Source organism: Bradyrhizobium sp. 4 (assembly GCF_023100905.1).
GTDB lineage: Bacteria > Pseudomonadota > Alphaproteobacteria > Rhizobiales > Xanthobacteraceae > Bradyrhizobium.
Genome location: NZ_CP064686.1, coordinates 1,638,977 through 1,656,439 on the forward strand (window position 1 = coordinate 1,638,977; position 17,463 = coordinate 1,656,439).

A 17,463-nucleotide genomic window follows, 5' to 3' on the forward strand; every position below is an offset into this window, starting at 1 on the left:
GGCGTTCTGCGCCCGTTCAAGGTGGCCTCGCCGTCCGACGTGAGGCGCTGGCAGCCGTGTCACCGACCCTCGGTCATTCTGTCGCAGCGATAGAGCGCGAGCTTCGGCCGCGCGCCGCCCTTCCGCCTGCGTCAACCGTCGTATATGAGATTTATCGCCGGAACGTGCCGAATGTCGCCACAGACGGAACGTAAGGCGGCTGCGATTTCTTAATTCAATGATCGCAATCTGATCAATGACCGGCGGATTGGCATTTCGACCGAGGATGGCATGAGAAACCTGATGACAACGGCGCAATCCACCGTGGCGATGCGGCGTTGGGGGCCTCCCGGAATTGTGACCTTGGCGGCGATGCTCGCCTTTGCGGCCGTGGGCCCGGCGACCGCGGCCAAGCAGGCGCGTCAGCCGGCCGAGGCGGTGGCGCCCCGCGAGGCCGGCGAGCCGATCATGGCGATCGTCTCGATCAAGAGCCAGCAGGTCACCTTCTATGACGCCGAGGGCTGGATTTTTCGCGCGCCGGTGTCCACCGGCACGACGGGACGCGAGACGCCGGCCGGCGTTTTCGCCATCGTCGAGAAGGACAAGGACCACCACTCGACCATGTATGACGACGCCTGGATGCCGAACATGCAGCGCATCACCTGGAACGGCATCGCGCTGCATGGCGGGCCGCTGCCCGGCTACGCCGCTTCCCATGGCTGCGTGCGGATGCCGTTCGGCTTCGCGGAGGGCCTGTTCGACAAGACCAACATCGGGATGCGCGTGATCATCTCGCCGAACGACGCGGCCCCGATCGACATCGTTCATCCCGCATTGTTCATGCCGAAGCGGGACGCCATTGCGGCGGCGCCGGGCCAGATCGGCAAGCTCTCCGGCGAGGCCGAGGAGGCCACAAGGGCTGCCGACGAGGCCAAGAAGGCCGCGACTTTGGCCGCGAAAGAGGCGGCCTCGCTGCCGGCCTCGCTGCGCAAGCTGGAACAGCAGAAGACCCGCGCCGACGCCGAGCTCGCCTTCGCCGACAAGCAGCTCGCGACCGCCAAGACCGATCAGGCCCGCGCCAAGGCCGAGGAGCTGAAGCAGAAGGCCGCCACCAAGGCCGCCGACGCGGCGACGCAGCTCGATGCCGCCAAGGCCGCCGCACAGCCGAAGCGCGATGCGGTCGCTGCCACGAAAGAGGCGGCCAAGGCGGCAGCGGCCAGGAAGGCCGACGCCGTGAAGGCTGCGACCGACGCAAAGCTCGCGCTCGAACCGGTCTCGGTCTACATCAGCCGCGCGACGCAGAAGCTCTATGTGCGGCGGAACACGCACAAGCCGGCACCGGACGGCGGCGGCGAGGTGTTCGACACCAGCATCGAGGTTCCCGTCACGATCCGCAATCCGGATCAACCGCTCGGCACGCATATCTTCACGGCGATGGCGAAGAACGACACCGGCCTGCGCTGGAGCGTGGTCACGATCGAAGACGGCGACAACGCCAGGAACGCGCTCGATCGCATCACCATCCCGCAGGAGGTGCTCGATCGCATCGCCCCGACCGCGTTGCCGCGGTCCTCGATCATCATCTCGGACGAGCCGCTGAGCAGCGAGACCAACTACCGCACCGAGTTCGTCGCGGTGCTGAGCAACCAGCCCCAGGGCGGTTTCATCACGCGCAAGCCGACCGCGCCTCCGATGGCCATGGCGAGCGACGACGGCTGGGACAATGGCGGCAACGGTTTCGGCTTCTTCTTCCAGCGCGATCCGAACCCGCAGCCCGTCAATCCGCGCCGGCGTGGCCAGTATCAATACTATCAGCCGGCACAGCCGATGCAGCGGGGCTTCTGGTAGGAGGCGGACAGATCGAAGTCCGCCACTATCGCCGCGCCTCGATCACGATAGCCTGGATCTTGCCCTCGATCGGTCCGGACCCATGGCGCGTTCGGATCGCCTCGGCGACGATGTCGGTCGCAGCCTGAAGCTTGCTGGCATCGCGTGCCTCGATCTCGCTGCGCAGCGGCGTGCCCTGGCAGAGCGCGATCGCGACGTGCTCGGGCGACGGCGCGCGGCTTATTTCAGCTCGCGTTTCGATCGATATGTCACGGAAGCCTGCGCGTTCGAGGTCGGTTCTGATGACCGCCTTGTCGTGATAGCCGTGCGGCGTCCGGGCCATGAAACGGGGCGGGTCGTCGGGAAACAGCTTTTCGAGTGCGACGGTTGCTTCATGCGTCAGCACATTGTCCTCGATGCGATCCCAGACGTTGAACACGAACGTGCCGCCATCCTTCAGGACGCGCTTCACTTCGCCGAAAGCCTTGACGCGATCCGGAAAGAACATGGCGCCGAATTGGCAGCAGACCACGTCGAAGGCGGCATCGTCGAAGGGCAGGGCCGATCCGTCGGCCTGGCGCCACGAAATGCGATCGTCATCTGCCTGACGCTGCGCCGCGACGGCGAGCATCGGCTCGTTGAGGTCGGTGGCGACATAACGGACGCCGCGCGGCAGCGCCGCCGCCACCGCGCGCGTCACGGCGCCGGTGCCTGCCGCGATCTCGAGCAGCACGGAAGGAGATCGGGCCGCGACACGTCTTGCGATGTCGTCGGCGTAGACGGCGAAGATCATCGGCACCAGATATTCGTCGTAAAGTTTCGGGATCGAGCCGGCGAAAACCTTGTCAGTGTTGGACATGCTTGCCTCGCTGAAGGTTCGGACACGAAGCTCACGTTACCATGGATTGCCGTCTACCGCGCCAGCAGCGCGGTGAACCCGGCCGGTTCCTGCATAGCCTTGCGGGCTGGCGTCATCGGCTCCCACCGACCTCGCGGATCGGCCGCGTGCCGTCCCAGCTCAAAGCAGCCTGCCGGACCTTGTCGAAGAACGGCCCCTTGGTGCCGCTGATGTCGGAGATCTCGATCACGGTGCCCGGATGGGCCTGGGTGTCGAAATAGGCAAAGCGCCCCTTGTCGCCGCCGATCTGGCCCTCGTGGCCGATCCTGTAGCCGAGCCCGAGCGCCCTGTCGTAGAGCGCCTGGTAGTCGTGGCTCCAGTAGGACATGTGCTGAAGGCCTTCGTGGCCGGACTCGAGGAACTCCCTGTACAGCGAGGGCGCGTCGTTGCGCTGCTGGATCAGCTCGATCTGGAGATCGCCGGAATTGGCCAGCGCGATGCTCATCTCGACGGCAGAGTTTTCGCCGCGATGGCGAAACCAGTCGGTCTTGACGCGGTCCAAATAGTACCACGGACCGACGCCCATCACCTCGATCCAGTGCTTCATCGCGGCGTGGATGTCCCGCACCACATATCCGTTCTGGCGCACCGCGCCGAAGATGCGGCTCATATCGGCGCCCCCGTTGTCACCTCGTTCACCTGATCTCGATTCACTTCACTTCAATGCCCGCGTCCTTGGCAACCTGCTTCCAGGCCGCGATGTCGCGCGCGTTGATGTCACGCTGCTCGTCGCCCGGCACGAATTGCGGCGTGATGCCGAGCCCCAGCAGCTTCTGCTTCACCTCGTCATCGGCGAGCGCGTCCTTCAGTGCCGCTGACAGCTTTCTTGCGATCGGCTCGGCAAGTCCCGCAGGCGCATACATCGCCCAGGACAGGCTGCGGTCGAACGGCACGCCTTGTTCCTTGTAGCTGGCGACATCCGGCAGGCTCGGCGAACGCTCGCCGCAGGCGGCCAGCGCCTTGATCGAACCGTCCTTCACCAGCGGCGTCGCGGTCGCCATGTCGAGTGTCGCCAGCGAGATGTGGCCGCCGAGCAGATCGCCGGCCAGTTTGGCGATGCCGTTGAACGGCACGTGGTCCATCTTGATTCCGGTCTGCTGCATCAGGATTTCCGCGCAGAATTGTCCGGTCGAGCCCACGCCCCAGCTTCCGTACTGGATCGGCTCGCCCTTCTTGGCCAGCGCGATCAGGCCCTTGATGTCGTTGGCGGCAAAATCCTTGGTCGCCACCAGCATGATCGAGGACGTGCCGATGCGCCCGATCGTGGTGAAATCCTTGATCGAATCGTAGGGCAGTTTCGGATAGATCGCCGGCGCCAGCACATGGGTGGTCATGCCGCCGACGGTGATGGTGTAGCCGTCGTTCGCCGACGCCGCGACCATCTGGGTGCCGAGCGTGCCGGCAGCCCCGGTGTGGTTCTCGATATAGACGCTCTGTCCGAGCGTCTTGCCCATCCTGTCGCCGAGCAGCCGCCCGATCACGTCGCCGCCGCCACCGGCCGCATAAGGCAGCAGCATCCTGATCTTGTGGGTGGGATAGGCGGCCGGGTCCTCGGCGCGCGCAGGCAGCATTGCCGAGGACGTTACGACCAATGACAATGTCGCGGCGCGCAGCAGACGAAAATGGACGAAGCGCGCCATGACCCAGTCTCCCCAGATTGCTCTCCGCTTCTTTGAGAGCGGAGTTGAAACGAACGATCGTTCGTACGATTGACTAGCGAACGATCGTTCGTTAGTCAAGTTGCATGGCTGTCCACACCACCAGCGCGGCGGAAGCGGCTGCGCCCACGACCCGCGCGCGCATCCTCGCCGAGGCGCTCGATCTGTTCGCGCAGAGCGGCTATGGCGGCGCCTCGATGCGCGAGCTCGCGCGTCGCGTCGGCATTCGCGAGAGCAGCCTCTACAATCACTTCGCCGGCAAGGCCGCGATCCTCGAGGCCATCGTCAGCGAGCACGGTCCGGCCAGCTCGGCGAGCCGGCTGGAAGAGCTGCGCTACAAGCAGCTCGCACGCCAGCCCGCCGCGTTCTGCCGCCAGTTTGCATTGGACCTCGTCGAGCAATGGTCCGATCCGCGCGAGCACCAGTTCCAGAAAGTCATCACCGCCGAGCGCAATCGCGTGCCCGGCATTCGCGCCAAATTCGCCGATCATTTTTATGCGCGCGAGCAGAGCATGATGACGGATTATTTCCGCGGCTTTGCGCTCGCCGGCCTGGTCTCGACGCCGGACCCGCGCGAGACCGCGCGGCTGTTCGCCGCCGGGCTGATCTACATCCGTCTCGAGCATTACGTGATGGGCGCGGCACCGTCGCCGCGGCCGAAGGTGATCGAGGCGATCGACCGCTATCTCGCCTTCTTCCTTTCGCTGATCGCGGCGGATGGCGGGACGCGAGACAACAAGAAACGAAAAGCCAAGGGAGAGACTCGTGGCAAGGCTGCCCCTGATTGATCCGGAGACGACCAGCGGCGACATCCGCGCCTCGTTCGACCGCATGCCGGTCAAGCTGAATATTTTCCGCATGATGGCCCATGCCGAGGCCAACATGATCCCGGCGATGCGGCTCGGCAATTCGATCCTGCACAAGCAGAAGCTCAGCGCGGTCAGTCGCGAGCTCCTGATCCTCCAGGCCGCCCAGCTCGAAGGCGGCGCCTATGAATGGCGCCAGCACGTGCCGATCGCGCTCGGCGTAGGCTGCACGCAAGCGCAGATCGACGCGGTCGAGCGCGCCGATTACGATGCCGCCGGCTTGAGCGAGGCCGAGTGCGCGCTGCTGAAATTCGGCCGCGAAGTGGTCGAGAACGTCCGCGTTCCCGAGGCGATCTTCGCCGCCATGCGCGAGCATTTCAGCGACCAGGAGATCGTCGAATCCATCGTCGCCCTCGGCTTCTATATGATGATGGCGCGCGTCACCGAGGCGACCGAAACCGATCTCGATCCCGCGGCCGGCATGGCGGTCTATGACGGCGGCAAGAAGCCGGGCGCCTGAGATGACGGATACCGATAGCAAGCGGGACCGTTACGTCCGCCCGCCGAGTGCGGAGTCGCTGGGCGAAGCGCCGGGGAGGGGACGCCTTAGGGGCCGCCGCATCCTGATCGTCGGCGGTGGCCAGCGTGTGTTCGACGCCGCCACCGATCCGATCGGCAACGGCCGCGCCATGAGCATTCTGTCCGCGCGTGAGGGCGCCAGGGTTGCGGTCGCCGACCTCAACCGAACCTCGGCCGAGCACACCGTCAAGCGCATCACCGACGAAGGCGGTGAAGCCTTTGCGATTGCCGCCGACGTCACGTCGGAGGCCGACGTCCTGCGCATGATCGACGAGGCGCATCGCGCCATGGGCGGGCTCGACGGCATGGTGCTCAACATCGGCACCTTCAGCAAAGTCGGGCTCGATGCCGTCAGCCCCGAGGAGTGGAATGCGATCTACGACGTCAACGTTCGCGGCCCGATGCTGTGCTGCCGCGCAGGCCTGCCGAAATTCGACAGCGGCGGATCGATCGTCTTCATCTCCTCCATCGCCGCGCTGAAAGCCGGCTCGCAGATGGCGGTGTATGATTCATCGAAAGCCGCGCTCGGCGGCCTCATGCGCAACATCGCCCATCTCGGGTCGCGCCGCGGCATCCGCGCCAACCTGGTCTATCCCGGCCTCGTCGACACCCCGAACGGCCGCGAGGCCGGCGCCGGCCGACCCAACCGTGGCAAGGGCCATGTCCCGTTCGGCCGCCAGGCCACCGCCTGGGAGATCGCCTATGCCGTGCTGTTCTTCCTCTCGGACGAGAGTGTCTACGTCACCGCGCAGACGCTCGCGGTCGATAGCGGCCTGAGCGGGATGTGAGAGGCCTCGCGCCTATGGCCCGGGGGCGCGCGCTCGGCAGATCAGGTGGTCCAGCGAGACGCGTCCCGGCCCGTAGGCCATGATGCCGAGCGCCATCGCCGCCCAGGTGATGTGGATCGGCCAGCCGTCAGGCACGGTCAGCTCGACGATGATAGTCATGAACAGCAGTCCGAGCGCCGCAAACCGCGTGCCGAGGCCGAGCAGGAGGAGGATCGGGAACATGATTTCCCCGCATCCGGAGAGAAAGGCCATGACGGTCGGCGCCGGATAGTGATAGGGCCCGCCCGGCAGATGCAGCATGAACTCGTCGCTGAACAACGTCACCGCGGTGTCGTTGAGCCTGAGGAAGCCTGCCCATTTGAGCATGCCGGAACGCCAGAACGGCACCGCCAGCGCGATGCGGAGCACGAGCTGAACGACTGACGGCGAGGCGATGGTCTGCACGAGATGATTGGCCTTATCGACGAGGAGTCCGAGTGAGGGCAGGCCGCCGCCCGCCTGCATGCGTTGGTCCGTGATCATCAGACGTCTCCGAAAGCGAATGAGGTGAAGGCGCCCGCCTCGATCAGGCCGGTGATGTTCGAAGCGATGTCGAAGTCGGCCGCCGCGTCCAGCGCGCGTGCGGCGGCCTCGCCGAGCGGCCGACCCGACATCAGGCTGCTCGCGAATACTGCTCCGCCCGGCGGCAGGTGCCGGACCACGGCATCGAATTCGGCGCGCGTGACCAACGCGTCTTCCGGTGTCGCAGCGTCGATGCGCCCGACCGGCGACGTGTCGCGGTTGGCGGCGAATATCGTCACCGCCGCGAATTGCGACCGCACGATTCTCGTCGCCGGGTGCGGTAGGAGAACGAGATCGCCCAGCCGATCCGGCGCAACAGCGGCAAGCTGCGCCGGCGACAGCGGTGCGGCGTCGGCGGCGTGATAGGCATCGAGCCAGGCTCGCTCGATGCGTGCGACATCTGCGAGCCATGGCATCATCTGCGCATGTTCATATTGCGCGATGAAGGCGGGGAAGTCGCGGCCGTAGTCGAACAGCAGGGGTGAGATCGGTGGCGTCAGGCGAACGTGGAAGCGCGCCATGGCACGGAAGAAGCCGGCGCCGGTGATGCGCTGCACCGCCGGATAGATCGCGGCGAGCGCGTCGATCAGGCTGACCGTGACGTTGTTGCGGTAGACGTCGTAGCGCTTGCCATTGGCCTTGCCGTTCGGGCCGGTCACGATCTCGGGCGCAGGGCGCACCGGGTCCAGCAGCGCCGGTGCAAAGGCTGCGGCAAAGCAAAGGTCAGGCTCAGGCGGCATGACGATCTCCCGTCAGCCCGACCGGGCGGCAACGGTCGAGGATCGCCTGCGCGGCGGCGGCTTCCGCTTGCAGGACCGCCCAATCCGGGATCTTGCTGTCCCACTCGATCAGCGTCGGCACGCCGCCGCGGCGCCGGACGGCGATCTCGTACAGCTTCCACACGGCGTCCGCGACCGGGCCGTCATGGCTGTCGATCAGCAGCAGATCGCCTTCGTCGTCGGCCTGCTCGGCATGGCCGGCGAGATGGATCTCCCCGACGCGCGGCAGCGGAAAGTCCGCGAGGTAGTCGAGTGCCGAGAAGCCGTGATTGGTCGCTGATACGAATACATTGTTGATGTCGAGCAGCAGCCCGCAGCCGGTCCGCTCGGCAACAGTGCGGATGAAATCGGTCTCGCTCATCGACGATTCGCGAAAGGCGACGTAGGTCGACGGGTTTTCCAGCAGCAGCGGGCGGCGGATCGCGTCCTGTACCTGATCGATGTGATCGCAGACGTTCCGGAGCGTTGCCGCGGTGTAGGGCAGCGGCAACAGATCGTTGAAGAAGCTGGTCTCATGCGTCGACCAGGCGAGATGCTCGGATACCAGCGCGGGCTGGTAACGCGCCACCAGTGCGCGAAAGCGGGCCAGATGCGCCTTGTCGAGCGGCTGTGGTCCGCCGATCGACATGCACACGCCATGCAGTGAGAGGGGATGGTCGCGGCGGATCGCTTCCAGCGCGCGGTGCGGCGGTCCGCCTGCGCCCATGTAGTTCTCGGCGTGGACCTCGAAGAAGCCGCGTTGTGGTTTCGCGCCCAGGATCGCCTGAAGATGTTCAGGCTTGAAGCTGGTCCCGGCGACGCCGCCGATGGGCGCGGAATAGCGGAGGGGCACCGCAGACATGTCAGGCGCGATTGCCGTCGTCATGGTTTCACTCCGCTCTTCCGTGTTGTGGTGGTCGCGACGCAGCGCGTCAGACCGGCTTCAGCGAGCCCTTCTTGCCACCCGGCAGGTCGATGCTGGTGCAGGTGCCGCCCTGGACGAATTTCCATGCATTGCCCTGGAAGTCGGCGGTCGAGGTGCCCTGGCAGGTCGTGCCCGGTCCGGCCGCGCAATCGTTCTGGCCCTTCAGCGCGACGCCGAAGCATTTTTCCTTCTTGGCGGCGACGGCCGCGTCGCCCTCGGCCTTGGTCAGCGGAGCAGCAGCGGCCAGGGTCGCCAGTGCGGTCGACATGGCGCCGGCGAGAACGAACGTGGTCACGGCAAGTTTGGCAGACATCGAAGTTTCTCCTGTTCGAGATGGCATCGCCTGGCAGGCGAAGAGCGCCTTGTTCGGTTCGCCCCGCAGCCGCTCGCGTTACCGATCGAGCAGGTCACGAGTTCGTGAGGCCGTCAGATGGGCGCACGGGCTGTGCGCTTGGATCGGATTAGCGGGTGACGGGCCGGTCAATCCAATGCCTAGTCTCTATCGAGACCTTAGCCGGAGAGCATTGGCGGCGACGCGCGGCGCCTGCCACAGGTAACGAATGCACGCCTGCCACGTAGAGCGGTAATAGGAGATGGTCGGTCGCCGCTTTGCCGGAGAACGGAAACAGCTATGAATGTTGATCCCGGACGGCACCTGCGCGCGATCGCGAAGCTGACGGTCAGCATCCGCCTCGCCGTCTCGGCGCTGGTCCTGACCGCGATCCTTTTGACCGCCGCCCTCTCCAGCCTGTTGTGGTGGCGCACGGCGGAGGCGGCGAGCCAGCAGCTCGCATCGACCATCAACGAGCAGATCGTGGCCGCTGTCCGCAAGGAAGTCGCCGCGATTGTGGACGAGGCGCGTGCGGCCCACACCGCCATTCGAACGCTGTTCTTGCAGAACGTGCTCGACACCCGCGAGGCCGACAAGCGCGAATTCGTGTTCCTGTCGCAACTGCAGTCGCAGGCGACGATCTCCTGGGTCGCCTTTGGCTGGCCCGACGGGACCTTCTTCGCCGCGCACAAGCTCGGCGACCGCCGCCTGGAGATGATGGAGATCTCGCTGACCGATCATGCCGGCCAGCGCCGCATCGACGAATACGAGGTGGTGCCCGGCGATATCGAATTCGCCAATCGCCGTTTCGAGCCGACCGATTTTCGCGTCGCCGATCGCGCCTGGTTCAAGACCGGACTGGCGGCCGGCGAGCCGCAGTGGTTCAAGGTCATGGACCATCCGACCGGCGAGCGGCCATCGATTGCCTTTGCCGGTCCGATCGATGTCTACCAGGAGCGGCAAGGCGTCCTCGCCATCGTCATCGAATACACCAGGCTCGCGCGCTTCCTGTCGCAGCTCGAGGTCGGGCGCACCGGAACGGCTTTCATCATCGACGGTAGCGGCGAGCTGATCGCGGCGCCCGACAAGGACGCCGACGAGCTGCACGCTGCGAAGGGCGATACGACGCTGCTACCGCTGGCGCGGATGGCACTCGTGAAGGCGGGCGAGGATGGCCGGAAGGAAGCCTGGCGAAGTCGGCTGACATCGGCTGGCGGCGCTTACGAAGTGGCGCTCACGCCGCTGCCGTTTCCCGGCTGGTCGCTCGCAACCGTGATCCCCGAGGCCGAGTTCCTCGGTCCGGTCGAGACGACATTGCGCCGCCTGATCATCGGCCTTGGCATCGGCGCCGTGCTCGCAGCGTTGGCCTCGGCGATGCTGGCGCGTTCCGTCATCGCCGCACCGCTGTCGCGCGTCGTCGGCGAGCTCCGCCATGTCGAAGCCTTCGCGCTGGAGCAGGTCCGCCGCCATCCGTCGCGGCTCAAGGAGATCGCGAGCCTGTCCGGCGCGATCGCCGAGATGGCGGCCGGCCTGTCCGCGTTTCGCAAGTTCATCCCGGCCGATCTGGTCCGCTCGCTGTTGCGCCAGGGCGTCGAGGCAAGGCCAGGTGGCAGCATGCAGGAGCTCAGCGTGATGTTCGTCGACATCGCCGGCTTCACCGGGCTGTCCGAGCGGCTGGGCGATCGCGTGGTGCCGTTGTTGTCGCGCTATCTCGACCTCGCCTCCGAGACCGTCGTCGCCAATGGCGGCACCATCGACAAGTTCATCGGCGACGCCGTCATGGCGTTCTGGGGCGCGCCGCAGCCGCAGGCCGACCACGCGCTACGCTGCTGCCGTGCGGCGCTCGGCTGTTGCAGGGCGATCGCGGCCTCGGGCCTTGCCGACGATCTTGGCCAGCCGCTCCAGATCCGGATCGGTATCAATTCCGGCCGCATGCTGGTCGGCAATATCGGTTCCGAGCTGCGCCTGAACTATACCGTGATCGGCGATGCCGTGAACGTCGCGAGCCGCCTCGAGGGCGCCAACAAATCCTACGGCACGCAAATCCTCATTGGCGAAGCGACCGAACGTCTCGCACGCGGCGCCATCGTCACGCGCGAGATCGACAGCATCGCCGTGTATGGACGTGAGGAGGGCTTTGCGGTCTACGAATTGATCGGACTTGCCGGGGAGAGCGGCGGGGAGAGGCTTGATTGGATCGTACGCTATGAACAGGGCCTCGCTAACTACCGCGGGCGCCATTTTGCGGCTGCACTCGCTGATTTCGAAGCCGTGCTGAATATGCGCGGCCCGGATCGCCCTGCTGAACTGATGCGCGACCGCTGCCGGCAGTTGGTTGAGAGCGCGCCTGATGTTGCGTGGCGCCCGGTCGCGGCACTGACGACGAAGTAGTCGCGAAAGATTGGCGTGCTGACGGACGAGAGCTGGCGACGATTCTGCCTGCATGATACGTAACTGACACCCGCCCTCTCGCGCTCCCGGACCACCTCAATTCATGAAAACCACACTGCTGAAATCCGAAGACTATACCCGCTCGCCCTGGAAGAACGGCGGCGGCATCTTTACCGATATCGCGGATGCCCATCGCGCTGAGTCCAATGTGAAGGATTGGGACAGCCTGCTGTGGCGCTTCGCGGCCACGCCAATCGTGGCACCCGGGCCGTTCTCCCATATGCCCGGCATCGACCGTTTGCAAATGGTGGTCGGCGGCCGCGGGCTGGTGCTGAAATCGCCCACCCAGGAATTCGACGAGCGCGAGCCGTTCACGACGGTGCGATTCACCGGCGAACTCGAGATCGTGACCAGGCTCGAGGAAGGGCCAGTCGAGGTGGTGAATTTGATGGGCCGGCGCGGTGCGGTGGCGCTTGAGCTCGAAGCGCTTAAGGCGCCCGGTGAGCGGCGATTGTCCGCCGGCACGCATCTGATCTATGCGGCGCGCGGTGACTGCGGCATCCGTCTCGACGGCACGGATTTTTCGATTTCGCACGAAAACACGTTGAAGGTCGAACTGACGGGGGCGTCGACGCTTGCGCTTGTGTCGGGGCTGGCCGTGCTGAGCTCTATTCAGATCGTCGGCTGAACCGCGTTCCCGCCACCGGAGCGGTGCGCACAATCCGTGCAACTGGCTAGGTTGACGCCGTCGCGCCGGAGCACGATATCTGCCCTGATGCAGCCGCCGCCCGAAGCACGGACGGCCACGATATGAACGGGCAGATATGATCGCAGAGAAGAAACCCGCCACGCTATCCGACGGTGTCGTCGATTGGCTGATCAACGGCACGCGCGACGAGCGCTTCGTCGACAAGATCTTTGCCGAGATGTGCATCCGGCTTCAGCAGGCCGGCATTCCGCTGGCGCGGTCGACGGTTCACGTGCTGATCCAGCATCCGCAATGGCTGGGCGCCCGCTTCATGTGGGCCGACGGCATGCGCGAGGCGGAGATTGCGCGGGTCGACTACGACGTCCGCGAGCGGTCCGAATACATCGGCAGTCCCGCCAACGAAATGTTCGACGGCGCAACCGAGGTGCGCGAGAATCTCGAGCAGGACCCAGCGCTCGGCCGCAAGCACGCGCTCTATCGCGAGATGCGCGCGCAGGGGCTGACCGACTATGTGGCCTGGCCGCTCTATCATACGCTCGGCAAGCGCCATCTCGTCACCTTCGCGACCGACCGGCCCGGCGGTTTCGACGAGACCCATGTCGCCGCCCTCAAGAACATATTGCCGGTGCTGGCGCTGGTCAGCGAGATCCGCATCAAGAACCGGCTGGCGCGAACGCTGCTCGAGACCTATGTCGGCTCCCATGCCGGCGAGCTCATCCTGGCCGGCGCCACGCGGCGCGGCACCGGCACGACGGTGCGCGCCGCGATCATGATCTGCGATCTGCGCGAGTTCACCAAGATTTCCGACAATTGGCCGCGCGACGACGTCATCGATCTGCTCAACGACTATTTCGACGCGATGTCGGAGCCGATCGCGCGGCATGGCGGCGAGATCCTGAAATTCATCGGTGACGGCCTGCTCGCCATCTTTCCGCTGAGCGAGCCCAACGCCGGCGCAAACCTGCTGCATGCCGTGACCGAAGCCCGTCAGGCCATGATCGCGTTGAACGCGCGCAACGACGGCACCGGCCGCGCGCCGCTGAACTACGGCATCGGCGTCCATGTCGGCGACGTCATGTACGGCAATATCGGATCGTCCACCCGGCTCGACTTCACCGTGATCGGTCCCGCCGTCAACATGGCCTCGCGGCTGGAAGCCTTGACCAAGCAATTGGGGAAGACGGTGCTGCTGTCACGCGACTTCGCCGATCTCGTCGGCGGCCAGTTCGATCTGGAGCGCGTTGGCGAGCACGGTGTGCGCGGCTTCAGCGAGCCGATCGAGCTGTTTGCGTATCAGGGGTGAGGCAAAGCCGATATGCGACGATCACTGTTTCGATCCGGTCCAGCTTCCGACGCATCCATCGGATCGCCGGAACGACCCGGAGCCGCTGCGGCCTGAGAACCGCCCGGACATGGTCCAGGTCAGGCTTCCGGCGGCACCGACCCCGGAGGTGGAGCCGTTCGGACTGACTTGAGCAGTGCCGTACTGTCCGACCAACTTGCCGCCGGTGATGACCACCGTGTCGGAGGAGGTGCCGCAGGGCGTGCCGACACTGGTCAGAATCCATGCTCCGTCGAGATTGCTGCCTCCGCCGCTCTTTTGCGGCGCGCGGCGCGGCTCGTCGTCCGCGGGCTTGCTGCGCCGTGCCGGCTTCGAAGGCTCGGCCGTCCGCGGCGTCTCGCGCGAACCGGACAGCGATTTTTCGTCATTGCCGATGCTGCCGCCGGCGCTTCCCGACTGCGCACGCGCCATGTCGGGCAAGGCGACGATTACGAGCGCGGCCGACAACAGGGCGGCTTCACAAGAAGCGCGGAAATAGTTTTGCATAGTGCACTGGTTTGAAATGAACAGGTCTAGACCGCGGATCGTATTGCCAATGCCGGAGTGTGTCACTACCCTTGACCCTGGGTCGCCCAAACGTTGCTTCGATCGGCCGCACGTTCATGCCAAAATTCCTCCGCATCGGAATCCATCAGTCGAACGTATCGGGTTACACGTCGAAGGCATGGTGCGTCCGGCGCGTCGGCACGGCGATCCTCCTGAAATGGGGCGCCGTGGAGGTCCAGGGCGCCGGTGACGGACGCAAGGTTTACTGGACCCGTCTGCCGCAGGAGAAGACAATTCGCTGCGGCAGCGCGCAGCGTGCCCAGGATTACGCCAAGGCGGCGATCGCGCGGCGCCGCAACCATCGCTATGAACCTCTCGCCGGCGCGATCGTGCTGCGGCGCCGACCGGCCGCGGGCAGCACCGAACTCAAGCGAGCGCTCGCCACGATCCTGATCGTCGATATCGTCGGCTCCACCGCAAAAGCCGCAAAGCTCGGCGATGCCCGCTGGACCAAAATCATGGGCCATTATTACGCGGCAGTCCGCAAGGAGCTGAAGAGCTCGCGCGGCAAGGAAGTCACGACTACGGGCGACGGCGTGCTGGCGACGTTCAAGACGCCGGCCGCCGGAATCAATTGCGCGACCGCGATCCAGAAGGCCGTGCGTACGCTCGGCCTCGAGATCAGGGTCGGCCTGCATGCGGGCGAATACACCGTGAGCGGCACCGAGGCGGTCGGCCTCGCCTTTCACATCGGCACCCGCGTCGCCGCCAAGGCACGCGCCGGCGAGGTCTTGGTCTCCAGCGCGGTGAAGGAGCTGCTGACGACGCAGTCCGGGATCCGCTTCGCCGATCACGGCGTACACCAGCTCAAGGGCGTGCCGGAGCGCTGGCGGCTGTGGCGGGTGGAGGGCTGAGTCGCCCTCAGAACGCCCGCGCGGTGCGGGCGGGCTGCGGCGCCGCCGTCGCATCGAGCCGCAAATCCTTTCGAATCCCGGCATCCACCAGGGCTGCGGGCGCAAACCTGCGTAGCAATCGCAGGCGCTTCGCAAGGCTGCCGGCCGCGTATTTGAGTTGCGGGCGCGCCGCGCTCGCGGCCTTCAGCACGGTCTCGGCCACCACGCCGGGTTGTTCGGCCGTCGCCATCACCTCGTTCACCCGCTTGGTCACGCCGGCGCGGGCCTCGCGATATTCGTCGAGCGTGGCGTCGGGCTCCATGAAGTTCGCGTCGAACGGCGTCTTGGTGTAGGCGGGCTCGACCACCGAGACCCGGATGCCCCGCGTGCGCAGTTCATGGTCGAGCGATTCCGAATAGCCCGCCACCGCGTGCTTGGTCGCGGCATAGAGCGCGCCATAGGGCATCGGCAGAAAGCCGAGCACCGAGCCGATATTGATGATGCGGCCATTTCCCTGGCGGCGCATGTGCGGCACCACGGCGCGCGTCATCCGGATCAGGCCGAAAAAGTTCGTCTCGAAAATCGCGCGCGCCTGCTCCATCGAGCTCTCTTCTGCGCCGGCAGGGGCAACGCCGAAACCGGCGTTGTTGACGAGCAGGTCGATGCGGCCCTCGCGCCGGATCACTTCGCCGACGGCGGCTTCCACCGATGCATCGCTGGTGACGTCGAGAGCCAGCATCTCGAACGCCTGCTTGCCCGGCTGCGCGCCCCGCCTGCTGGTGCCGAACACCTTGTAGCCGGCGTTCGCGAGCCGCTCCGCCGTGGCCTGGCCGATGCCTGAGGAGGCGCCGGTCACCAGCGCGATCTTCGGTGTAATCCTGTTCATAATGCCTCTCCGACGCCACGACCGGGCCTGAAATCGTTTGATTACGATCGTAACTATTGATATACATGACGATCGTAATTATAAAAGTCAAGCCCCGTGCCCGAGGATCAGTCCCATGCGCGTCTCAAAGGAACAGGCCGCCAAAAATCGCGAGCATATTCTCGAGACCGCCTCGCGCCTGCTGCGGGAGCGCGGCATCACAGGTGTCGGTGTCGACGCGCTCGCCGAGGCGGCCGGGATGACGCATGGCAGCCTGTACAGTCAGTTCGGCTCCAAGGAGCGGCTGGTCGAGGAGGCCGTGGCCCATGCGATCGAGGCCAAAGGCCAGGAATTGCCCGAGGCGTTCGCGCTTGAGGACTATGTTTCGCAATATCTCTCGCCGGGGCATCGCGACGATCCCGCCGCCGGCTGCCCCTTCGCTGCGCTCGCCTGTGAGGTGTCACGTCAAGGCGGCGGCCTGAGAGCGCGCTTCACCGCCGGCGTGCGCGGCACGATCGCCCTGCTGAGCAATCGGATGGCCGCTACGCTGAAGCCACGGCAGCGCGAGGACAAGGCGCTCGCGGCGGCCGCATCCATGGTTGGCGCCCTCGTGCTCGCCCGCGCCGTGGACGATCCCAAGCTGTCGGATGATATTCTTCGCGCGACGAGGAAGTCGCTGGCGGGGTGATGGCGGGACGCCGAAAGGCTGGAACAAAATTCCGGGCCGATGCCTATTATGGCCCGCGCTACTATGGCCCGCCCTACGGCTATTATGGACCGCGCGCCGTGCGGCGGGGCTATTATGTACCTTACGCCTACGCTCCACCGCCCTATGGGGATCCCTGGTGGTGACGAGACAAGGCCCGGACCATCATCCGGGCCTTCCTGCGTGAGCGCAATTGGTTAGTGGTTCGCAGCGCGCCTATTTGCGGTTCGCTCCGGTGGAGCCGGAGCCTGGGATGGCCTGCTGGCCTCCTTGCGTTTGCCTTGTGTCGTTGTCGCCTGGCCGCGTCGTCGACGATTTGGCCGGTGCGTTCGCGCCGCCGCCATTGTTGTCCGATGACGTGTTGAGGCTGGAGGCTCCCGCTCCCGTCGTGCCGCCGGTGCCCGGCGAGTCGATGCTCGACCCGGTCCTGGAGGCACCCGCGCCTTGCGCGAATGCGGCAGGAGGAAATGCGAGAGCCGCAACGAGCCCTGCGAGAACCAGCTTTTTCATGTCCGCTCCTGTGCTTGACGTCGTCACATACCGTGTCGAGGCAAAGATCTCGGCACGCACCCGTTCCTGCGCGGGCGCGGAAATGCCGCACCAGCGCCGACGACTCACCCCGAACTCATCGCGCGCGAGGCGATCATTTCCTGCGCTTGCGGCGTCAGCTCATAGTGGTCGCCGGCTTTCACCAGCCAGCCAGCCTCGATCATGCGTCGCGTCATGCCTGCGCTGCACAGCGGGTGGCCGCCGCCGGGATGAAACAGCGCGCCCTCGCGTTCGATCAGGTAGCCGTAGAGCCGGGCCTGTCGAAGCGGGTTTTGCATCCCTGGTGTGGGCGCCTCCATGGTCTTTCGCGCAGCGCTCCACATGATGGGTTGAGATAACGGGCTGATCCCCGTCAGGCGGCCCCGGCCTGTGGCCCGGGGGCGGGGCTTCGAGCCGAGGCCGCCAGTGCCGG

At 65.8% G+C, this 17,463-nt stretch carries 21 protein-coding genes; 10 read left to right on the forward strand and 11 right to left on the reverse strand.

Annotation, left to right across the window (positions count from 1 at the left end; all coding sequences use genetic code 11):
- The first annotated feature begins 270 nt into the window (after positions 1–270).
- Positions 271–1,827 (forward strand): L,D-transpeptidase, encoded by a 1,557-nt coding sequence (locus IVB45_RS07490; protein WP_247357218.1) that lies wholly within the window; start codon positions 271–273, stop codon positions 1,825–1,827.
- 25 nt (positions 1,828–1,852) lie between these two features.
- Here IVB45_RS07490 and IVB45_RS07495 read toward each other — a convergent pair whose 3' ends face one another.
- From IVB45_RS07495 to IVB45_RS07505, 3 genes are all read right to left on the reverse strand, one after another.
- Entirely contained in the window at positions 1,853–2,665 is an 813-nt protein-coding gene (locus IVB45_RS07495) for a class I SAM-dependent methyltransferase (RefSeq protein ID WP_247357217.1), read from the reverse strand.
- Between the two features lie 112 nt (positions 2,666–2,777).
- Complete coding sequence (locus tag IVB45_RS07500) at positions 2,778–3,314, reverse strand: VOC family protein (RefSeq protein ID WP_027568163.1); 537 nt, start codon at positions 3,312–3,314, stop codon at positions 2,778–2,780.
- A 40-nt stretch (positions 3,315–3,354) separates the two neighbouring features.
- Entirely contained in the window at positions 3,355–4,344 is a 990-nt protein-coding gene (locus IVB45_RS07505; RefSeq protein WP_247357216.1) for a tripartite tricarboxylate transporter substrate binding protein, read from the reverse strand.
- A 104-nt stretch (positions 4,345–4,448) separates the two neighbouring features.
- Here IVB45_RS07505 and IVB45_RS07510 point away from each other — a divergent pair, with 104 nt between their 5' ends.
- From IVB45_RS07510 to IVB45_RS07520, 3 genes are read left to right on the forward strand one after another with little or no spacing between them, the layout of a single operon-like run.
- The gene (locus tag IVB45_RS07510) at positions 4,449–5,150 is read left to right on the forward strand and encodes a TetR/AcrR family transcriptional regulator (RefSeq protein WP_247357215.1); all 702 of its coding nucleotides are present in this window, start codon (positions 4,449–4,451) and stop codon (positions 5,148–5,150) included.
- A complete protein-coding gene (locus IVB45_RS07515) occupies positions 5,128–5,688 on the forward strand; it encodes a carboxymuconolactone decarboxylase family protein (protein WP_247357214.1) in 561 nt (186 codons plus the stop codon). Before IVB45_RS07510 ends, IVB45_RS07515 begins: the two co-directional genes overlap by 23 nt.
- A gap of 1 nt (position 5,689) precedes the next feature.
- Positions 5,690–6,535 (forward strand): SDR family oxidoreductase, encoded by an 846-nt coding sequence (locus IVB45_RS07520; protein ID WP_247357213.1) that lies wholly within the window; start codon positions 5,690–5,692, stop codon positions 6,533–6,535.
- Positions 6,536–6,547: 12 nt separating this feature from the next.
- Here IVB45_RS07520 and IVB45_RS07525 read toward each other — a convergent pair whose 3' ends face one another.
- From IVB45_RS07525 to IVB45_RS07540, 4 genes are read right to left on the reverse strand one after another with little or no spacing between them, the layout of a single operon-like run.
- Positions 6,548–7,057, reverse strand: a complete 510-nt coding sequence (locus IVB45_RS07525) for a DoxX family protein (protein WP_247357212.1) — start codon at positions 7,055–7,057, stop codon at positions 6,548–6,550.
- Complete coding sequence (locus tag IVB45_RS07530) at positions 7,057–7,836, reverse strand: DNA-binding domain-containing protein (RefSeq protein ID WP_247357211.1); 780 nt, start codon at positions 7,834–7,836, stop codon at positions 7,057–7,059. Before IVB45_RS07530 ends, IVB45_RS07525 begins: the two co-directional genes overlap by 1 nt.
- Complete coding sequence (locus IVB45_RS07535; protein ID WP_247357210.1) at positions 7,826–8,740, reverse strand: DUF692 domain-containing protein; 915 nt, start codon at positions 8,738–8,740, stop codon at positions 7,826–7,828. Before IVB45_RS07535 ends, IVB45_RS07530 begins: the two co-directional genes overlap by 11 nt.
- A 46-nt stretch (positions 8,741–8,786) precedes the next feature.
- Positions 8,787–9,092: a DUF2282 domain-containing protein gene (locus tag IVB45_RS07540; RefSeq protein WP_247357209.1), complete on the reverse strand. Its 306-nt coding sequence runs from the start codon at positions 9,090–9,092 to the stop codon at positions 8,787–8,789.
- A gap of 318 nt (positions 9,093–9,410) precedes the next feature.
- Between IVB45_RS07540 and IVB45_RS07545 the strand changes: the two genes are divergently transcribed.
- The 3 genes from IVB45_RS07545 (at position 9,411) to IVB45_RS07555 (ending at position 13,513) form a co-directional block, all read left to right on the forward strand.
- Positions 9,411–11,501, forward strand: coding sequence for an adenylate/guanylate cyclase domain-containing protein (locus IVB45_RS07545; RefSeq protein WP_247357208.1), 2,091 nt, complete (start codon positions 9,411–9,413; stop codon positions 11,499–11,501).
- Between the two features lie 103 nt (positions 11,502–11,604).
- On the forward strand, positions 11,605–12,189 hold the full coding sequence (locus IVB45_RS07550; protein ID WP_027568154.1) for a HutD family protein: 585 nt from the start codon (positions 11,605–11,607) through the stop codon (positions 12,187–12,189).
- Positions 12,190–12,325: 136 nt separating this feature from the next.
- Complete coding sequence (locus IVB45_RS07555; RefSeq protein WP_247357207.1) at positions 12,326–13,513, forward strand: adenylate/guanylate cyclase domain-containing protein; 1,188 nt, start codon at positions 12,326–12,328, stop codon at positions 13,511–13,513.
- Positions 13,514–13,534: 21 nt separating this feature from the next.
- Here IVB45_RS07555 and IVB45_RS07560 read toward each other — a convergent pair whose 3' ends face one another.
- Entirely contained in the window at positions 13,535–14,038 is a 504-nt protein-coding gene (locus IVB45_RS07560) for a hypothetical protein (protein ID WP_247357206.1), read from the reverse strand.
- Between the two features lie 116 nt (positions 14,039–14,154).
- Here IVB45_RS07560 and IVB45_RS07565 point away from each other — a divergent pair, with 116 nt between their 5' ends.
- Positions 14,155–14,952 (forward strand): adenylate/guanylate cyclase domain-containing protein, encoded by a 798-nt coding sequence (locus IVB45_RS07565; RefSeq protein ID WP_247357205.1) that lies wholly within the window; start codon positions 14,155–14,157, stop codon positions 14,950–14,952.
- Between the two features lie 7 nt (positions 14,953–14,959).
- Here the strand turns inward: IVB45_RS07565 and IVB45_RS07570 are convergent, their stop codons facing one another.
- Positions 14,960–15,817: an oxidoreductase gene (locus IVB45_RS07570; protein ID WP_027568150.1), complete on the reverse strand. Its 858-nt coding sequence runs from the start codon at positions 15,815–15,817 to the stop codon at positions 14,960–14,962.
- A 115-nt stretch (positions 15,818–15,932) separates the two neighbouring features.
- Here IVB45_RS07570 and IVB45_RS07575 point away from each other — a divergent pair, with 115 nt between their 5' ends.
- Positions 15,933–16,484 carry a TetR/AcrR family transcriptional regulator gene (locus IVB45_RS07575; RefSeq protein WP_247357204.1) on the forward strand — a complete coding sequence of 184 codons (552 nt, stop codon included), beginning with the start codon at positions 15,933–15,935 and terminating at the stop codon, positions 16,482–16,484.
- Positions 16,484–16,648: a hypothetical protein gene (locus IVB45_RS07580; protein ID WP_247357203.1), complete on the forward strand. Its 165-nt coding sequence runs from the start codon at positions 16,484–16,486 to the stop codon at positions 16,646–16,648. The genes IVB45_RS07575 and IVB45_RS07580 overlap by 1 nt, the downstream gene beginning before the upstream one ends.
- A 70-nt stretch (positions 16,649–16,718) precedes the next feature.
- On the opposite strand, the gene IVB45_RS07585 is transcribed toward IVB45_RS07580, so the two are convergent.
- The gene (locus IVB45_RS07585) at positions 16,719–17,012 is read right to left on the reverse strand and encodes a hypothetical protein (protein ID WP_247357202.1); all 294 of its coding nucleotides are present in this window, start codon (positions 17,010–17,012) and stop codon (positions 16,719–16,721) included.
- Positions 17,013–17,116: 104 nt separating this feature from the next.
- Positions 17,117–17,350: a hypothetical protein gene (locus IVB45_RS07590; protein WP_027568147.1), complete on the reverse strand. Its 234-nt coding sequence runs from the start codon at positions 17,348–17,350 to the stop codon at positions 17,117–17,119.
- Positions 17,351–17,463: the final 113 nt, after the last annotated feature.

Bases quoted from the DNA above. Each gene is read 5' to 3' on its own strand.
- IVB45_RS07490 (WP_247357218.1), top strand. From the start codon at position 271: ATGAGAAACCTGATGACAACGGCGCAATCCACCGTGGCGATGCGGCGT.
- IVB45_RS07495 (WP_247357217.1), bottom strand. From the start codon at position 2,665: ATGTCCAACACTGACAAGGTTTTCGCCGGCTCGATCCCGAAACTTTAC.
- IVB45_RS07500 (WP_027568163.1), bottom strand. From the start codon at position 3,314: ATGAGCCGCATCTTCGGCGCGGTGCGCCAGAACGGATATGTGGTGCGG.
- IVB45_RS07505 (WP_247357216.1), bottom strand. From the start codon at position 4,344: ATGGCGCGCTTCGTCCATTTTCGTCTGCTGCGCGCCGCGACATTGTCA.
- IVB45_RS07510 (WP_247357215.1), top strand. From the start codon at position 4,449: ATGGCTGTCCACACCACCAGCGCGGCGGAAGCGGCTGCGCCCACGACC.
- IVB45_RS07520 (WP_247357213.1), top strand. From the start codon at position 5,690: ATGACGGATACCGATAGCAAGCGGGACCGTTACGTCCGCCCGCCGAGT.
- IVB45_RS07525 (WP_247357212.1), bottom strand. From the start codon at position 7,057: ATGATCACGGACCAACGCATGCAGGCGGGCGGCGGCCTGCCCTCACTC.
- IVB45_RS07530 (WP_247357211.1), bottom strand. From the start codon at position 7,836: ATGCCGCCTGAGCCTGACCTTTGCTTTGCCGCAGCCTTTGCACCGGCG.
- IVB45_RS07535 (WP_247357210.1), bottom strand. From the start codon at position 8,740: ATGACGACGGCAATCGCGCCTGACATGTCTGCGGTGCCCCTCCGCTAT.
- IVB45_RS07540 (WP_247357209.1), bottom strand. From the start codon at position 9,092: ATGTCTGCCAAACTTGCCGTGACCACGTTCGTTCTCGCCGGCGCCATG.
- IVB45_RS07545 (WP_247357208.1), top strand. From the start codon at position 9,411: ATGAATGTTGATCCCGGACGGCACCTGCGCGCGATCGCGAAGCTGACG.
- IVB45_RS07550 (WP_027568154.1), top strand. From the start codon at position 11,605: ATGAAAACCACACTGCTGAAATCCGAAGACTATACCCGCTCGCCCTGG.
- IVB45_RS07555 (WP_247357207.1), top strand. From the start codon at position 12,326: ATGATCGCAGAGAAGAAACCCGCCACGCTATCCGACGGTGTCGTCGAT.
- IVB45_RS07560 (WP_247357206.1), bottom strand. From the start codon at position 14,038: ATGCAAAACTATTTCCGCGCTTCTTGTGAAGCCGCCCTGTTGTCGGCC.
- IVB45_RS07565 (WP_247357205.1), top strand. From the start codon at position 14,155: ATGCCAAAATTCCTCCGCATCGGAATCCATCAGTCGAACGTATCGGGT.
- IVB45_RS07570 (WP_027568150.1), bottom strand. From the start codon at position 15,817: ATGAACAGGATTACACCGAAGATCGCGCTGGTGACCGGCGCCTCCTCA.
- IVB45_RS07575 (WP_247357204.1), top strand. From the start codon at position 15,933: ATGCGCGTCTCAAAGGAACAGGCCGCCAAAAATCGCGAGCATATTCTC.
- IVB45_RS07580 (WP_247357203.1), top strand. From the start codon at position 16,484: ATGGCGGGACGCCGAAAGGCTGGAACAAAATTCCGGGCCGATGCCTAT.
- IVB45_RS07585 (WP_247357202.1), bottom strand. From the start codon at position 17,012: ATGAAAAAGCTGGTTCTCGCAGGGCTCGTTGCGGCTCTCGCATTTCCT.
- IVB45_RS07590 (WP_027568147.1), bottom strand. From the start codon at position 17,350: ATGGAGGCGCCCACACCAGGGATGCAAAACCCGCTTCGACAGGCCCGG.